This is a genomic window from Oceanicaulis sp., from assembly GCF_051859625.1.
In the GTDB taxonomy this organism is placed as follows: Bacteria; Pseudomonadota; Alphaproteobacteria; order Caulobacterales; family Maricaulaceae; genus Oceanicaulis.
Genome location: NZ_JBHYFH010000001.1, coordinates 1,865,834 through 1,879,210 on the forward strand (window position 1 = coordinate 1,865,834; position 13,377 = coordinate 1,879,210).

The 13,377-nt window shown below is 62.9% G+C and carries 15 protein-coding genes; 5 read left to right on the top strand and 10 right to left on the bottom strand.

The window, feature by feature from the left end; genetic code table 11:
- The 3 genes from ACTIGF_RS08845 to ACTIGF_RS08855 form a co-directional block, all read right to left on the bottom strand.
- Positions 1 to 750, bottom strand: a complete 750-nt coding sequence (locus ACTIGF_RS08845) for an electron transfer flavoprotein subunit beta/FixA family protein (RefSeq protein ID WP_439636511.1) — start codon at positions 748 to 750, stop codon at positions 1 to 3.
- 289 nt (positions 751 to 1,039) lie between these two features.
- Positions 1,040 to 1,648 carry a YceI family protein gene (locus tag ACTIGF_RS08850; RefSeq protein WP_439636512.1) on the bottom strand — a complete coding sequence of 203 codons (609 nt, stop codon included), beginning with the start codon at positions 1,646 to 1,648 and terminating at the stop codon, positions 1,040 to 1,042.
- Positions 1,649 to 1,806: 158 nt separating this feature from the next.
- On the bottom strand, positions 1,807 to 2,382 hold the full coding sequence (locus tag ACTIGF_RS08855; protein ID WP_160093234.1) for a cob(I)yrinic acid a,c-diamide adenosyltransferase: 576 nt from the start codon (positions 2,380 to 2,382) through the stop codon (positions 1,807 to 1,809).
- A 165-nt stretch (positions 2,383 to 2,547) separates the two neighbouring features.
- Here ACTIGF_RS08855 and ACTIGF_RS08860 point away from each other — a divergent pair, with 165 nt between their 5' ends.
- A complete protein-coding gene (locus ACTIGF_RS08860; RefSeq protein WP_439636513.1) occupies positions 2,548 to 3,645 on the top strand; it encodes a serine hydrolase domain-containing protein in 1,098 nt (365 codons plus the stop codon).
- On the opposite strand, the gene ACTIGF_RS08865 is transcribed toward ACTIGF_RS08860, so the two are convergent.
- Entirely contained in the window at positions 3,642 to 3,848 is a 207-nt protein-coding gene (locus ACTIGF_RS08865) for a twin transmembrane helix small protein (protein WP_439636514.1), read from the bottom strand. The genes ACTIGF_RS08860 and ACTIGF_RS08865 overlap by 4 nt on opposite strands.
- Positions 3,849 to 4,043: 195 nt before the next feature.
- On the opposite strand from ACTIGF_RS08865, the gene ACTIGF_RS08870 reads away from it, so the two are divergent.
- Complete coding sequence (locus ACTIGF_RS08870) at positions 4,044 to 4,667, top strand: TetR/AcrR family transcriptional regulator (RefSeq protein ID WP_439636515.1); 624 nt, start codon at positions 4,044 to 4,046, stop codon at positions 4,665 to 4,667.
- Between the two features lie 6 nt (positions 4,668 to 4,673).
- Here the strand turns inward: ACTIGF_RS08870 and ACTIGF_RS08875 are convergent, their stop codons facing one another.
- Together ACTIGF_RS08875 and ACTIGF_RS08880 are read right to left on the bottom strand one after the other, a co-directional pair.
- Positions 4,674 to 5,822, bottom strand: coding sequence for a Rieske 2Fe-2S domain-containing protein (locus ACTIGF_RS08875; RefSeq protein WP_439636516.1), 1,149 nt, complete (start codon positions 5,820 to 5,822; stop codon positions 4,674 to 4,676).
- Complete coding sequence (locus ACTIGF_RS08880) at positions 5,819 to 6,763, bottom strand: DMT family transporter (protein ID WP_439636517.1); 945 nt, start codon at positions 6,761 to 6,763, stop codon at positions 5,819 to 5,821. The genes ACTIGF_RS08875 and ACTIGF_RS08880 overlap by 4 nt, the downstream gene beginning before the upstream one ends.
- 158 nt (positions 6,764 to 6,921) lie before the next feature.
- Here ACTIGF_RS08880 and ACTIGF_RS08885 point away from each other — a divergent pair, with 158 nt between their 5' ends.
- Both ACTIGF_RS08885 and ACTIGF_RS08890 read left to right on the top strand, forming a co-directional pair.
- Positions 6,922 to 8,394 (top strand): sodium/proline symporter, encoded by a 1,473-nt coding sequence (locus ACTIGF_RS08885; protein ID WP_439636518.1) that lies wholly within the window; start codon positions 6,922 to 6,924, stop codon positions 8,392 to 8,394.
- Positions 8,395 to 8,399: 5 nt separating this feature from the next.
- The gene (locus ACTIGF_RS08890; RefSeq protein ID WP_439636519.1) at positions 8,400 to 8,942 is read left to right on the top strand and encodes a GNAT family N-acetyltransferase; all 543 of its coding nucleotides are present in this window, start codon (positions 8,400 to 8,402) and stop codon (positions 8,940 to 8,942) included.
- 215 nt (positions 8,943 to 9,157) lie between these two features.
- On the opposite strand, the gene ACTIGF_RS08895 is transcribed toward ACTIGF_RS08890, so the two are convergent.
- The 4 genes from ACTIGF_RS08895 to bfr all read right to left on the bottom strand — a co-directional run bounded on the left by ACTIGF_RS08895 (position 9,158) and on the right by bfr (position 11,912).
- Positions 9,158 to 9,703, bottom strand: a complete 546-nt coding sequence (locus ACTIGF_RS08895) for a DUF3299 domain-containing protein (RefSeq protein WP_439636520.1) — start codon at positions 9,701 to 9,703, stop codon at positions 9,158 to 9,160.
- A 63-nt stretch (positions 9,704 to 9,766) separates the two neighbouring features.
- Positions 9,767 to 10,453 carry a ZrgA family zinc uptake protein gene (locus ACTIGF_RS08900; RefSeq protein ID WP_439636521.1) on the bottom strand — a complete coding sequence of 229 codons (687 nt, stop codon included), beginning with the start codon at positions 10,451 to 10,453 and terminating at the stop codon, positions 9,767 to 9,769.
- The gene (locus ACTIGF_RS08905) at positions 10,453 to 11,262 is read right to left on the bottom strand and encodes a ZIP family metal transporter (RefSeq protein WP_439636522.1); all 810 of its coding nucleotides are present in this window, start codon (positions 11,260 to 11,262) and stop codon (positions 10,453 to 10,455) included. The genes ACTIGF_RS08900 and ACTIGF_RS08905 overlap by 1 nt, the downstream gene beginning before the upstream one ends.
- A 167-nt stretch (positions 11,263 to 11,429) precedes the next feature.
- The gene (gene bfr / locus ACTIGF_RS08910; RefSeq protein WP_439636523.1) at positions 11,430 to 11,912 is read right to left on the bottom strand and encodes a bacterioferritin; all 483 of its coding nucleotides are present in this window, start codon (positions 11,910 to 11,912) and stop codon (positions 11,430 to 11,432) included.
- A 215-nt stretch (positions 11,913 to 12,127) separates the two neighbouring features.
- Between bfr and ACTIGF_RS08915 the strand changes: the two genes are divergently transcribed.
- A complete protein-coding gene (locus ACTIGF_RS08915) occupies positions 12,128 to 13,372 on the top strand; it encodes a hypothetical protein (protein WP_439636524.1) in 1,245 nt (414 codons plus the stop codon).
- Positions 13,373 to 13,377 lie beyond the last annotated feature (5 nt).

The following is a 13,377-nucleotide window of genomic DNA, read 5'->3' on the forward strand; positions in this document are numbered from 1 at the left end:
TTAGATCACCCCCGCTTCGTTCTTCAGCTTGTCGACCAGCTCTGCGACGGTCTCGACCTTGACGCCGGCTTCACGCTTGGGCGGCTCGGAGACCTTGACCACGTCCAGGCGCGGCGTGATGTCCACGCCGAAATCGTCCGGGGTCTTGGCGTCGATCGGCTTGCGCTTGGCCTTCATGATGTTGGGCAGAGACGCGTAACGCGGCTCGTTCAGGCGCAGATCGGTGGTGATGATCGCCGGGGACGGGATGGCGAGGGTCTGCAGACCGCCGTCAATCTCGCGAGTCACCTTGAAGCCTGTGTCAGTCTTTTCGACTTCAGAGGCGAAGGTGGCCTGCGGCCAGCCCATCAGGGCGGCGAGCATCTGGCCGGTGGCGTTGGAATCGTCGTCAATCGCCTGCTTGCCCAGAAGGACCAGCTCGGGGGATTCCGCTTCCACCACGCCTTTGAGGATTTTCGCCACGGCGAGCGGTTCAACCGTCGCGTCCGTGGTCACATGGATGCCGCGATCCGCGCCCATGGCGAGCGCAGTGCGGATCGTCTCCTGAGCCTGGGCCGGACCGATGGAGACCACGACGATCTCTTCGGCGACGCCCTTTTCCTTCAGCCGGATCGCTTCTTCGACAGCGATCTCGCAGAAGGGGTTCATGCTCATCTTGACGTTGGCCAGGTCGACCCCGGTCTGATCCGGTTTGACGCGGACCTTCACGTTATAATCGACTACCCGTTTGACGGGGACGAGGATCTTCATCGACGGCTCCGGTTTCTCTTCGTTTGAACTGTTCGGCGCGAGGGAGCCGATTGCTCCCGAGACCTGGCGCCGACTATGGTCAGGCTTGAACTTAGGCGCGGAAACTGCCCTTGCCACCCCCATAAGTCAACGCGGCATGCGGCAAGGTCCGGACAAGACGGTGCAGCGCAGCACTTCACACCTGCATAGGCCGCCTCCAACCCAGCCGGGCGAGAGACGCAAACGGCCGGCGCTCCATCAGGAGGCCGGCCGTTCATCATTGTGAGAGATGCGAGCCAGCTCGCATCCCTTACTCTTCAGTGGCGACAGTCAGCTCGGTGTTGATCTCGATACGAACTTCATCAGAGACGGCCGGCGCGGCATAGCCCAGACCCCAGGTTGAACGCAGGATTTCGCCGGTGGCGGTGAAGCCCGCGGTCGGGGTTTGCGAGAACGGGTTCGGGCCGCGCTGGTTCAGCGTGACGTCCAGGGTCACCGGATGGGTCTGACCCAGCAGCGTCAGATCGCCCATCATCTGGCCAGTCTCGCCGTCCTCGGTTTCAAAGCCGGTGGCGACAAAGCGTGCGGTCGGGTATTCGGCGATGTTGAACAGGTCCGGCGAGCTCAGATGGCCCACGAAACGGTCCTGGTCGGCGCCGACCCAGAAGCCGTCCGCGAGGTTGAACGTCACGTCCACGGTGGAGTTCGCAGGCTCTTCAAAGTCCAGCATCAGAACGCCGTCGAAATCGGTGAACTGGATGGCCTGATGAGAGAAGCCCAGATGGGTCCAGGTGGCGCGGATCGCGGTGTGGGTCTTGTCAAACTCGTACTCGACCGGATCGGCGAAAGCGGTGGGGGTGAGGGCGGCGGCGCCCAGGAAGGCCGCGAGCGAGGCGGCGGCGTATGCGGTCTTCATCATGCTCTGTCCCTATTTGTGAACGGCGAAACTGCGGCGACGGGCCGCACGCTGATACATAGGGAGGGGCGCCCGCCCTTTGCTACCCGTCAGGCGTGAATTTCGTTGTTTCCGGAATGGAAACGCTTCACGAGTTGGTGAGCGGGCGGCGTTTTCGAGCGTCAGCGGTTCGCGCCGGGAATCCACTTCACATCGCGCGCGCCGTCATCATTGGCGATCCGCGCCGCGACGAACAGATAATCAGACACCCGGTTGAGATAGGTGATCGCCGGCGCGCCCACGACGTCGCCCCGGCTCGCCAGCTCGACGGTCCGGCGTTCGGCGCGGCGGGCGATGGTGCGGGCCAGATGCAGGCGCGCGGACAGTTCCGCGCCGCCGGGCAGAATGAAGCTGTCCAGCGGTTCCAGCTTTTCATTGTGGGCGTCGATGCGCGCTTCCAGCCAGTCTGTCTGCGCGGGCGTCATGCGCAATGGCTCCCAGTCGAGCGTCTCACCCCGGTCCGGCACGCACAGATCCGCGCCCAGATCAAAGAGGTCATTCTGGATGCGCGTCAGCTCGGGCGTGAGCGGGTGGTCGTCTCCTGCGCCGCACACCGCCAGGCCCAGCGCCGCGTTCAGCTCATCCACCGCGCCATAGGCCTCGACCCGAAGGTCGTGCTTGTCGGTCTCGCTCATATCGCCCAGCCGGGTGCGGCCCGTGTCACCGGTGCGCGTGTAAATCTTTGTGAGCCGGACCATGGCGCCCTCCTTTGATTGCACGGGCAAACTATCGAGCCGGCCCGACTTGGACAATGGGCGGGCTGTCGCCTCTTTGTGTCACCTAGAAGTTACTCTTGACGGGGTCGAGCCAGGCGGGCAAAACTCAAAAGGTCACCTTTGCGTAACATGTCTGAGGAGCCTGTCATGAAAGTTGTTTTCGCTGCGACGGCGCTGGCTTGTCTGTCGGTCGCTCATGCCCAGCCCCTTCCAGAGCTGCAGTCAGTTGCGGATTCTGTGCTGTCGGAAAGCGGCGCTCCGGCTGCAAGCGTGGCGCGAGTGACCCGCGATGGCGCGCGCAGCGTCGCGGTCGCCGGCGTGCGCCGCAAGGGTGCGCCCGACCAAGTAACGCCAGACGATCTGTGGCATCTGGGATCGAACACCAAAGCGATGACGGCGACGCTAGCGGCGCGTCTGGTGGAAGCGGGCGTGATCGATTGGGAAACCACGCTGGGCGAGGCGCTGTCAGACTTGGGGCTTGAGATCAGCGCTGAGTTCGTCCCGGTGACGTTGTCGGATCTGCTGCACCATCGCTCCGGGCTGCCGGCCAATCTGGGGCGGTTCTCCACAATCCGCTTTCTGGGATCAGATGAGAGCCGCGACGTTCAGGAGGACCGTTTGCGCTACGCTGAAATCCTTCTGGCGCAAGCGCCGACCCAGTCGCGCGGCGCGTTCGTGTACTCCAACGCCGGTTATGTCATCGCCGCATTGATGATGGAGCAGGCTGCAGGTCGATTATATGAGATCCTGATGCGCGATGAGGTGTTCTCACCCCTGGGCATGGAGAGCGCGGGGTGGGGGCCGCCGGGCGAAGTGGGCGCGAACGACCAGCCGCGCGGTCATGGCGCGGGCCTGTTTGGCGGTCTGTCAGCGCAAGAGCCGAACGAGATGGCCGATAACCCGCCGGTGCTGAATTCGGCGGGTCGGGCGCATATGACCCTTGATGACGTGCTGGATTTTCTTCAGGCGCATCTGGACGCTGAAGACGGGCCGTATCTGAGTGCTCGCAGCTGGGAGGTCCTGCATCAGCCGGTGGGCGAGGACGCCTACGCCATGGGCTGGGGCGTCACGCCAGAGGGCGCGCTGGGGCATAGCGGCTCAAACACCATGTGGCTGATCCGGGCGCGGATTGACCCGGTGCAAGGCCGCGCTGCGGCCGCCGTCGTCAATGATGGGCGCATCCAGCAGATGTCGCCTGTGTTGGGGCGGGCGCTGACGCAAATTCTGGAAGCGGAGACGCCTTAAGCGCCCATCTGGTTTTTCAGCCAGAATCCGGCGACCAGCACCAGAATGGCGACGAACTGGATCGCCACGCGCGCCCGCATGAGTTTGTTGGACCAGGACCGGCCGAACTCTCCGCCCTTGAACAGGGAGAATACGCCCAGGCACAGGACGACGAAGACAACAGCAAGCAGGACATAGAGCAGAATATCGACAAATGTGATCATGACGCTCATGTAGGCTGGAAGATCAGGAGAGGCAATGGCGCTGGGCGATGTGAGCCAGAGGGTCGCACTACTTCCGCGATAAGAGAGTGCTAACTCGCCTTTTACGAGCATAATGAAGGCGCTGCCTGTTCATCTGAGTGGAAAGCCCTCATACTCCGCGAATCGATGAATGCATTTAACGCCAGGACTAGAGAGATGCGTGATCTTGCCGGAGGCCGCGTAACGCGCCGCGATATGAGGCGTGAAGCGACGAAGGCCGCAGTACTTGAAGCGGCTGAAAAAGTCTTCCTGTCTCAAGGATATGAAGGGGCGACCATCAAGGCCATCGCCGATGAAGCCGGCGTGTCTCCGGGCACCGTGCTGAACGCCGAACCTTCAAAAGCCGCTCTGCTCATGGCGATTTTGAGCAATGAAGTCGAGATCATTGCAGAATCCGTCGAGCAGATGGAAGCTGCGCTATCGGGCGGTTTGGCGGATCGGATCATCGCTTTGCTGCAGATCATGCTCGAAGCGCAGTCGCGCAATAGCGAGCTGTTCGCCGCCGCTGTCGGTCATAGCTGGATGGTGGCGGATCCCACTTATCAAGCTGCATTTGATCAGATGGAACTGGCCTGGCGCCCTATCCGGCGCGTGATTGAATCCGGCATCGCCTCTGGCGAATTGCGACAGGATGCCAACCCTGACACGATTATTGCGGTGCTCAGCGATCAATTTCTGGGAGCAATGCGCGCGAAACGCCGCAGCGAATTCGAAGACCGCCCCATGGTGTCTCTGGAAGACCGGGTCCGCCTGGTGATCGAGGGAATCCTGACGCGCTAGACGCCTCTAGGTTCTCCAGCGCAGGACGGCGGGTTTGACGGGGTTCTTGAACGCCCGGCCTTCCGCTTTCGCGCTCATCCACTCGCGTTTCAGCCGCCGATACCAGACCATCAAGGTGTCCGCGTCCGGAATCTGCATCAGCGGCGGATCATAGGACAGGCCTTCGCCCTGGAGCTTCATGATCCGGGCGTCCTGCTGCAGGAAAGCATGGGTGAAGGGACGGGCGATCAGCTTGACCAGGTTCAGGATCGGCACGTCCCAGTACATGATCTCGCGGATTTCACACAGATTTTCGTCAATCGGCGTGATCGCCGCCAACCCGATGAAGCCGTACTTCTCGTTGCGGATGGATTCCGAGCGCAGGCCGGGCAGCAGGAACTGAATCTCCACGCGGATTTCGCCGCCGATAATGTTGTAAATGTAGGAATTGACCGGCTTGTGAGAGAGCATGGTGAAGCCCATTTCGCTGGGCGCGTAATGCTTCTCTTTTTCCTTCAGGGTCTTGGAGCTGCGCCAGAGCGGGCTCTTGTGCACGAAGGGCGTATGGGCCGGGTCGAGCAGGCCGATCACGGCGTGGTCCTGATGGCAGGCCAGCTCGGCGCGCTGGACGAACTTCACCCTGCCTTCGCTCTGGCCCTTGTGGAGCACCATGTTTTCAAAGCGCGGCGGCTCGTTGTCGGGTTCGCCCGCCGGGTCGGTGGGCATATAGATCCAGACCAGCCCGTCCTGTTCGCGCAGGGCGTATTTGCGCACCTGGATCTTGCTTAGATCAAAGGGCTGCCCCTCCACCAGAGACGGGATGTGCGCACAGCCGCCATCCGTGCGGAAGCGCCAGCCATGATACGGACATTCCACGGTCTTGCCGCCATCGGGCTCGTCCAGCATCTGGCCTGAAGACAGCGGCACGGCCCGGTGCGGACATAAATCGCGCAGGGCAAAGGGGGCGCCGCGCCCGTCGCGTCCCATGACGATGGGTTCGCTCAGGAATTTTTTCTTGTAGAGCTTGCCCGCCTTCAGCTCGTCAGACGTCATCGCCACATACCAGATGTCGCGGATCAGCGGGCCGCCCAAAGCGCGGAACGGATCGTCGCCGGTCTTGGGCGTGGACGAGGCGCCTGGGGCGCGGGCGGAGGCGGAAGCAGCGGTGTCGGTCATGGGTCGGGTTTAGCCGCGCCTGCGCCCGGGGTCGAGACTTGAACGCCAGCGCGTTGTGCGGCGTAAACGCCGACCATCACCAGCGCGGCGCCGATCCATTGCAGCGGTGTGAAGGCTTCGCCGAACAAAACCCATCCTGCGAAGGCGGAGACCACGGGCTGGATCAGGATGATCAAGGTGGCGAGGGCGGCGGGCGTGTGGCCCAGCCCGTAGGCGACCCCGCCCTGACCGCCCACATGGACGATCAGCGCCAGCGCCAGCAGCGGCCACCAGCCTGACAGGTCCGGCGGCAAGAGCGGTTCACTGAATCCTGTCGCCACCAGAAGCGCGATGGGCGCGCCCACAAAGGCGGACCAGAACATCACCTCCACGGTCGCTGCGCCCGCCTTGCGCGCCGCGCGGATGCTGAGAATATATCCGGTGTACCAGACGGCGGTGAGGGCGGAGAGAATGTCGCCGCTGACCCGTTCGGGGGCGAAGCGCACATTGCCGCCCGCCAGGCACACCGCGCCTAAAATCGCCAGCACGCCCGCCATGAACATGCCGCGCGTGGGACGTTCCTGAAACAGGAACCAGGCGGCGATCGCCACCAGAATGGGCGTCAGATTGGCCAGCAAGGTCGCGTTGGCGGCGGTGGTGATCTTGATTCCGGCGTGCCAGAAGGCGAGATCGCCGGCAAAGAACACGCCCGCCAGCGCCAGGGCGCGCCAGCCCGGCGGCTTGAGCTGGAGGGGTTCGCCCGCGCGTCGCCTCGCCCAGAGGCGTCGGCCCAGCAGCGCCGCGAGCAGCGGCAATCCCAGCGACAAACGCCAGAACGCGATGGCTTGCGGGCCAAGGTCTGACGCTTTCACCAGAATGGACGCGAATCCCAGAATGGCGGCGCTGACCGCCAGCACGACGACGCCGGGGATTTGCGGGCGCGAAGACGAGGAAAGCGGCATGGAGAACGCCTGACAGGGAGTGAGTGCAATCAGATCGGGTCATTTGCTGGACCGGTTAGGCGCTTGTCCAGTTTTGTCTGTACGCTTGCGGCGCAGAAAGGGGCTGTGCGCCAGCGCTTTGAGTTTGCATAGTTGGTGAGCAGGCATGGGGGATGTGCATGGATGACCTAGGATCGACCGCCGGCGTCGTGTTGATCACACTGATCGCTTACAAGCTGGGGCTGATTTCGATCGGGGTGCTGGCGTCGCGCTTCACCCATGATGAAACCGACTTCTTTCTGGGCGGCCGCAAGATGGGGCCGTGGGTGGCGGGCCTGTCCTACGCCGCCTCCACCTCTTCGGCCTGGGTGCTGCTGGGCTATACCGGTTTTGTCTATGATCAGGGGGTGTCCGCCCTCTGGATGGTGCCGGGCATTCTGGGCGCCTATGCGGTCATCTGGCTGTTTTTCGGTCCGCGCCTGCGCGCCGCGTCCGCACAGGACAAACTCATCACCGCCAGCGATTATATGGCGGCGGGCGCGGGACGCTGGAAAGTCTGGGTGCGAAGCCTGGCGGGTTTGCTCGTGCTGCTCACCTTCATGGTCTACATCGCCGCCCAGTTCGGCGCCGCGGCGATCGCGTTTGAGAGCCAGTTCAACATCAGTCATTGGGAAGGCGTGTTGCTGGGCGCCTGGGTGATCCTGATTTATGCGCTGATGGGCGGGTTCTGGGCGGTGTCGCTGACCGACACCCTGCAAGCGGGCGTGATGGCGGTGATCTCTGTAGTGTTGCCGCTGCTGGCCTTGATCAGTGCTGGCGGGATTGATGGTGTCTGGACGACGTTGTCCGCAACCATGCCCGCCGCCTATCTTGATCCCATGGGCGGGCGCGGCCTGTTCGCCTTTATCGGCTTTGCGACCGGGCTCGCCTCAATCGGGCTGGGCGCGCTGGGCCAGCCGCATTTGCTGGCGCGTCTGATGGCGGTGCGTGACGACAAGGCCCGCAAGCGCGGCTTCGCGATCGCCATCGGCTGGGGGGTGATCGTCCACGCCGGCATGGCGATCCTGGCGCTGTCTGGACGGGCGCTCGTCATGGACGCCGCGGACGGCGAGGCGTTGTTTTACCAGATCGCCGCGATGGTCTTGCCGGCAGTGTTGGCGGGGATCGTCATCGCGGCCGTCTTGTCTGCAGTGATGAGCACTGTGGATTCGCTGCTGATCGCGGCCTCGGCGGCGGCGGTGAATGATCTGGGGCTGGCGCAGCGTTTCCCGGGCCGCGAAATGCTGATCAGCCGCTCGGTGATGTCCGGTCTCTGCGCGCTGGCGGTGGCTCTCACCCTCAGCCTGCCCGCTTCGATCTTTGACCGGGTGCTGTTTTCCTGGTCGGCGCTGGGCGCGGCCTTCGGCCCCGTCATCCTGATGCGCGTCTGCTCGGTGGAGCCGCGAGGGCTGGCGATTCTGGCCTCGATCCTGACCGGTTTTGCGCTGACTGTGGTGTTTTACGTCTTCGGGCAGGTGGATGGCGCGTCCATGGGCGGTCTTCCGGCGCTTCTGTCGCGTCTGTCCGGTGTGGCCGGCGATCCGTTCGAACGGATCTTCCCCTGGGTGATTCCGCTTGTCCTCCTCTTCACCTTCCGCCAATCCCGGAGCTGACCTCTATGGCCGCGACCGCTTGCCCGACATTGACGACGGATCGTCTGATCCTGCGCGAGACGCTCTATGAGGATTTTGAGCCCAGCGCGGCGCTCTGGGGTGATGAAAACGTCGTGCGCTATATCAGCGGCAAGCCGTCGAGCCGCAGCGACAGCTGGGCGCGGCTGCTACGCTTTCCGGGGCTCTGGGCCTTGCTGGGCTATGGCTATTGGACCGTGATCGAGCGCGAAACCGGCCGCTTTGTGGGGCAGGCCGGTCTGGCTGATTTCAAACGCGACATGACCCCTTCCATCGAAGGCGTGCCGGACGCCGGCTATGTCATTTCACCGGCCTTTCATGGCCGCGGTTATGCGACCGAAGCCATGCAGGCGGTGATGGGCTGGGCGGATGACGTGCTCAAGGCGCCGCTGACCTGCGCGATTATCCAGGACCAGAACACAGCGTCGATCCGGGTGGCGGAGAAGCTGGGCTTCGGGCGTGCGGAAACGGCGGACCTGAGCGGAACGCCCGTGACGCTGTACTGGAGGGACCGGCCCGTCGCTTCATGAAGGCACGGGCGCGGGTGGGACCCGCCGAGCGGTCGCGCAGGCTTCGATCGCCCCCCTCTGACGATTGTGTGCCGCGCTGGTACACGCAAGACGAGCCCCAAGCTGGTACACGCAAAGAGCGTGCAGCTCAGCCAATACACGTTCGCGAAACTCTGTGTCCGGAACTGTTCGAGACGGCGCCGAAATTAGGACAAGCGCACACGAAATAGTGCGTCCTAGCTCTCGTACGGCAGCAGTTCAGTCAGCTCGATCGTATAGGCGGTGTCGCCCAGGTCATTGTCATGGCGGTCGGTGTGCATCACGCCTTTGACGTAGACCGGGTCCCATAAGCCCTGAATGCGGATGGGCTCTTCAGCATGCACATAGACCAGCTGGTTGGGCGGCGGCGGCGGGACGTGAATGCAGGCGCCCACATAGGGCACAAGCAAGAAGCGGCTGATTTCCTGCGAACCGGTAAAGTCAAACGGCAGGACGTAACCGCCCAGACGCACGATCTGACCGTCCAGCGCGGTCACCGTGTTGAAGGTCTGAACCTGGGGCATCCGTTCGGCGCCGAAATGGTCCATGCCATTCTGCACCGCCTGCATCTGTTGCAGCTGGGCGATGCGCTCGGCTTCGCCCTCGGGCAAGAGATCAGCCCAGGACAGGTCCAGGAACTCAGGGGTGGACTGCGCCTCGGCGCGGTCTGCGGCGAAGGCTGTGGTCGCGCCGGTCAGCGCGGCGCCAGCCAGAAAGGCGGAGAGAAGAAGATTGCGCATCATGCCCCGCAAAATGCGCTCGCTAATGCTGAAGCGCAAGTTACGAGGCTGAAAAGAGTGCGCGTCCTAGTCCAGCCGCAGGACCGGGCGGGCCGGAGTGAGATCCTGGGCCGCGGCGCGTGCGCCGTCAAAATACTGAACTTCCAGCGTTTCAAACTGGTTGAACGCGGCAAACAGGCCTGACAGATCCACTTCTGAGAGGCGCTCGGGGCGGGCGCACTCAAACGTCCAGCTCACCACCACATCGGCATGGCCGTGACCGGAATGGTCATTGTGATCGTCATGGTCCCCATGGTCATGGTGATCGTGGTCATCATGATGGTCATGGTGGTCATTATGATCATGGTGGGCGGAGGCATCCTCATGCATGTGCTCATGATCCGCTTCATGCTCGTGCTCGTGCTCATGCTCATGTTCGTCGGATGCTTCGGCCGGGCCGCCGCCCACCTGCGTTCCGGTCAGCTCACATCTTGCAGCGCGCGACAGGCCGATCATCGAAGGTTCCGCCAGCGTGCGCGCCGCTTGTGCGACCACGGCCCGGTCTTCAGGCGTTTCGGGGGCGTGCTCGAACACATACAGATTAAAGGCGGGCGTCGTCAGTTCGGCCAGCACCGCGCCGTCAGCGTCTGCGGCGACCGCCAGCTGGGCGGCGCCATGCACATGCGCGCCGAGCTGGCGCATCGGGTCCGCGCTTTGCGCGAGAGCGGTTGAAGACAGAAGGCAGGCGGTGAGGCAGGCGATACCCAAACGCATCAGCGGTCTCCTTGGGACTGGGAATGGCGAAAGTCAGGCAGGTTCGACGCGGCGTGTCCATGGGGCGCATGCGAATGACCATCTGAATGGCCAAGCGTCATGAGCGCTGCGACAGCGGCGCCGGCGAAGACGGCGCTCAAGCCCTTGAGCCAGCCCGCCTGCGCGGTTTCGCCCAAAAGATGCGAGGCGCCCACCTGCAGCAGCAGGCCCGCGACCACCGCGAACAACATGCCCAGCAGGGCTGGATCAACGCTCAGGGCGAACGGACCTGAAATGACGGCGGACAAAAGGGTGGTCGCGCCCGCCGCCAGAAACGCCAGCACGGTCGCGGCGCGGTCAGAAAAGCCGCCGCGTTGAAGCAGCAAGAAACAGATGAGCGTCTCCGGCATTTCGTGCAGGATCAGACCCGTCGCCGTGCTGATCGCCGTGTAGGGATCAATCGCGGAGGTGACGGCGTAGACGGTCCCGTCCAGGGTGGAATGCACGGCGATCGCCAGAACGGGCGCCAGCGCCCGCATGCGTCCGGCGCTTGTCTGCGTTTGCATGGTGGCGCCCACCAGGACGTGCAGCACCAGTCCGAAGCCGAACCCGGCGAGCACCAGCCATCCCGCATAGGGATGCAGGACCAGCGCTTCGGGGATCAGCCGCACCAGCGCCAGGGTCACCACCACGCCGCCCGAGAATGCGGCGAACAGGGGCGCGTTCGCGCGCGTGAAACCGCTGGCGCGATGCACCAGCACCAGCGCCAACGCACAGACAAGCGCGGCGGTCAGCCCAAGGCTGAGTGTGAGGAGATAAGCGGCAGACACGGAAGCGGGACACCCGAGTGTTATATTGTTTCACTCTGATAGCGGCTGTGGCCGTAGGGGGCAAGCGCGCTGGGCTGTGAGATCGACTTTTGGCCCCTGAAAAGGGGTCAGAAAACAAAAACGCCGCCCGAGGGGCGGCGTTTCAGCGTCTGGATTGAATGGCGGCCTCAGCTCATCTCGCCGGGCGACATCTGGCTCTGCATATAGCGCGCTTCGCCCACTTTCTCGATCAGCCCGAGCTGGGTTTCGAGATAGTCGATATGCTCTTCTTCCGATTTCAGGATTTCATCAAACAGCTGACGGCTGCCGTAATCGCCGACCTGTTCGCAATACGCGATGGCGTCCTTGTAGACCGGATGCGCGCGGCGCTCCGCTTCAAGGTCGCATTCCAGGCATTCCTTGAGGGTTTCGCCGATCAGCACCTTGCCCAGATCCTGTACGTTCGGCAGGCCTTCGAGAAACAGGATGCGCTCGATCAGCGCGTCTGCATGCTTCATCTCATCGATGGATTCTTCGTACTCGACCTTGGCGATCTTCGCGAAGCCCCAATCCTTGAACATGCGCGCATGAAGGAAATACTGGTTGACCGTGGTCAGTTCCAGGCGCAGCGCCTTGTTCAGGTGCTCGATAACCTTGGGGTCGCCCTTCATGGCTGTCTCCATCGTGTTGAATTCGGGTCCCGAAGTTAGCGTGTTCGGCCTGTGAGGGAAGGGGTTTGCACGGATTATCTTCGTGACTGAAACTAAGTCGCACTGCGCGCTTTCCGCCGTTCCTATGCATCAGTCTTTCTTCACGATGAGAATGAAAACTCGTGGAGCATCGCAAGACGTGCTGTCAGCATGGATTGAGGATGAGGAGGAAGCGGATGCCGAGACCGGCAGATGTCCTGGCCTCTATTCGAGACCAGCTGCGCGGCTCGAAAAGTGTGGCGCTGGGGCAGTTCCAGATCATCAATCTGGACTTGATCAAGAATGTAGCCGGCAGCCGCTGGGAGGATCTCAAGTCAAAGATCTTCGATGTCAGCGAAGCGTTCATCGCGCGCCGATTGCAGCCCAGTGATACGTTGTTCCGGTGTGATGAAGGCTTTCTGGTCATCTTTGACACCGAGCGGGCCAATGCAGCCGAAGCGCAAGCCGCCTGGATCTCTGAAGAGCTCAACCGGTTTTACGTAGGCGACGAGATTTTCCGCAAGCTCAAGGTCAGCTCCCGGGCGCTCCGGCTCGACCAGACCGAGCTGGCCGCCTTTTTCGCCGCCCAGGGCGTCAATCAGGTGTCAGACACAAAGCCGGGCGATACAGAAGGTCAGAAGGAAGAACAGGCGCTTCATCCTGAAACCCTGCGAACCCGTGTGGCCTATGAGCCGGTCTATGACCTGACGCGCCAAGCCTTGATCTCATCGTTTTGCCTGCCGGTCCGAAATGTCGGTGGCGTCTTGCGGTTCGGTCACCGGCATGAATATCCGTTTGAGGCGCATGTGACGGCGCAGCGCGATTTTGACGTTCAGATGCTGGTGCTGGACGCGCTTGAGGCGTGTTGGGCGAAAGGGCATTCCGCCGCCGTCTGCCTGACGCCGCATTACCGCACTCTGGTCGACCCTCATGACAGGCAGGAATACTACGCCCGGCTGAGGGCCTTGCCCGAGCATTTGCACAAGGCGGTCACGATCCGGATCGACGGAACGCCGGACGGCGCGCCCATCAGCCGACTGCAGGAAATCACAGGCACATTGCGGACGCTGAAGATCAAATGTCTGGTCCAGTGTCATACGCTGGAGTTCGAGATTGAATGTTATGAAGGGTGCGGCGTTCAGGCGTTCGGCGGCGCCATGAAGGATCTGACCCGCGGCTCGCCCATCGGATCAGAGCTGCATGACAAACTGGCGCAACTGGTTGCTCGCGCCGCGCGTCAGGGGGCTGACACCTATGCCGCCGCCGTTGCGCGGCGAACCAGTTTCATGGTGCTGAAAGAGCTGGGCGTGCGTTGGTATAGCGGGCCGTTCATTGCGCCCTTGCTGACCCGACTGCCGCTGGTGCAGCCCTTGTCTTTGGCCCTGCTGGCTGATCGTGCGGACAAGCTTGAGCGTCAGGCGGCGCCCCTGCCAGCCGAATAGGCCGA

Bases quoted from the DNA above. Each gene is read 5' to 3' on its own strand.
- ACTIGF_RS08845 (WP_439636511.1), bottom strand. From the start codon at position 750: ATGAAGATCCTCGTCCCCGTCAAACGGGTAGTCGATTATAACGTGAAG.
- ACTIGF_RS08850 (WP_439636512.1), bottom strand. From the start codon at position 1,648: ATGATGAAGACCGCATACGCCGCCGCCTCGCTCGCGGCCTTCCTGGGC.
- ACTIGF_RS08855 (WP_160093234.1), bottom strand. From the start codon at position 2,382: ATGGTCCGGCTCACAAAGATTTACACGCGCACCGGTGACACGGGCCGC.
- ACTIGF_RS08860 (WP_439636513.1), top strand. From the start codon at position 2,548: ATGAAAGTTGTTTTCGCTGCGACGGCGCTGGCTTGTCTGTCGGTCGCT.
- ACTIGF_RS08865 (WP_439636514.1), bottom strand. From the start codon at position 3,848: ATGATCACATTTGTCGATATTCTGCTCTATGTCCTGCTTGCTGTTGTC.
- ACTIGF_RS08870 (WP_439636515.1), top strand. From the start codon at position 4,044: ATGCGTGATCTTGCCGGAGGCCGCGTAACGCGCCGCGATATGAGGCGT.
- ACTIGF_RS08875 (WP_439636516.1), bottom strand. From the start codon at position 5,822: ATGACCGACACCGCTGCTTCCGCCTCCGCCCGCGCCCCAGGCGCCTCG.
- ACTIGF_RS08880 (WP_439636517.1), bottom strand. From the start codon at position 6,763: ATGCCGCTTTCCTCGTCTTCGCGCCCGCAAATCCCCGGCGTCGTCGTG.
- ACTIGF_RS08885 (WP_439636518.1), top strand. From the start codon at position 6,922: ATGGATGACCTAGGATCGACCGCCGGCGTCGTGTTGATCACACTGATC.
- ACTIGF_RS08890 (WP_439636519.1), top strand. From the start codon at position 8,400: ATGGCCGCGACCGCTTGCCCGACATTGACGACGGATCGTCTGATCCTG.
- ACTIGF_RS08895 (WP_439636520.1), bottom strand. From the start codon at position 9,703: ATGATGCGCAATCTTCTTCTCTCCGCCTTTCTGGCTGGCGCCGCGCTG.
- ACTIGF_RS08900 (WP_439636521.1), bottom strand. From the start codon at position 10,453: ATGCGTTTGGGTATCGCCTGCCTCACCGCCTGCCTTCTGTCTTCAACC.
- bfr (WP_439636523.1), bottom strand. From the start codon at position 11,912: ATGAAGGGCGACCCCAAGGTTATCGAGCACCTGAACAAGGCGCTGCGC.
- ACTIGF_RS08915 (WP_439636524.1), top strand. From the start codon at position 12,128: ATGCCGAGACCGGCAGATGTCCTGGCCTCTATTCGAGACCAGCTGCGC.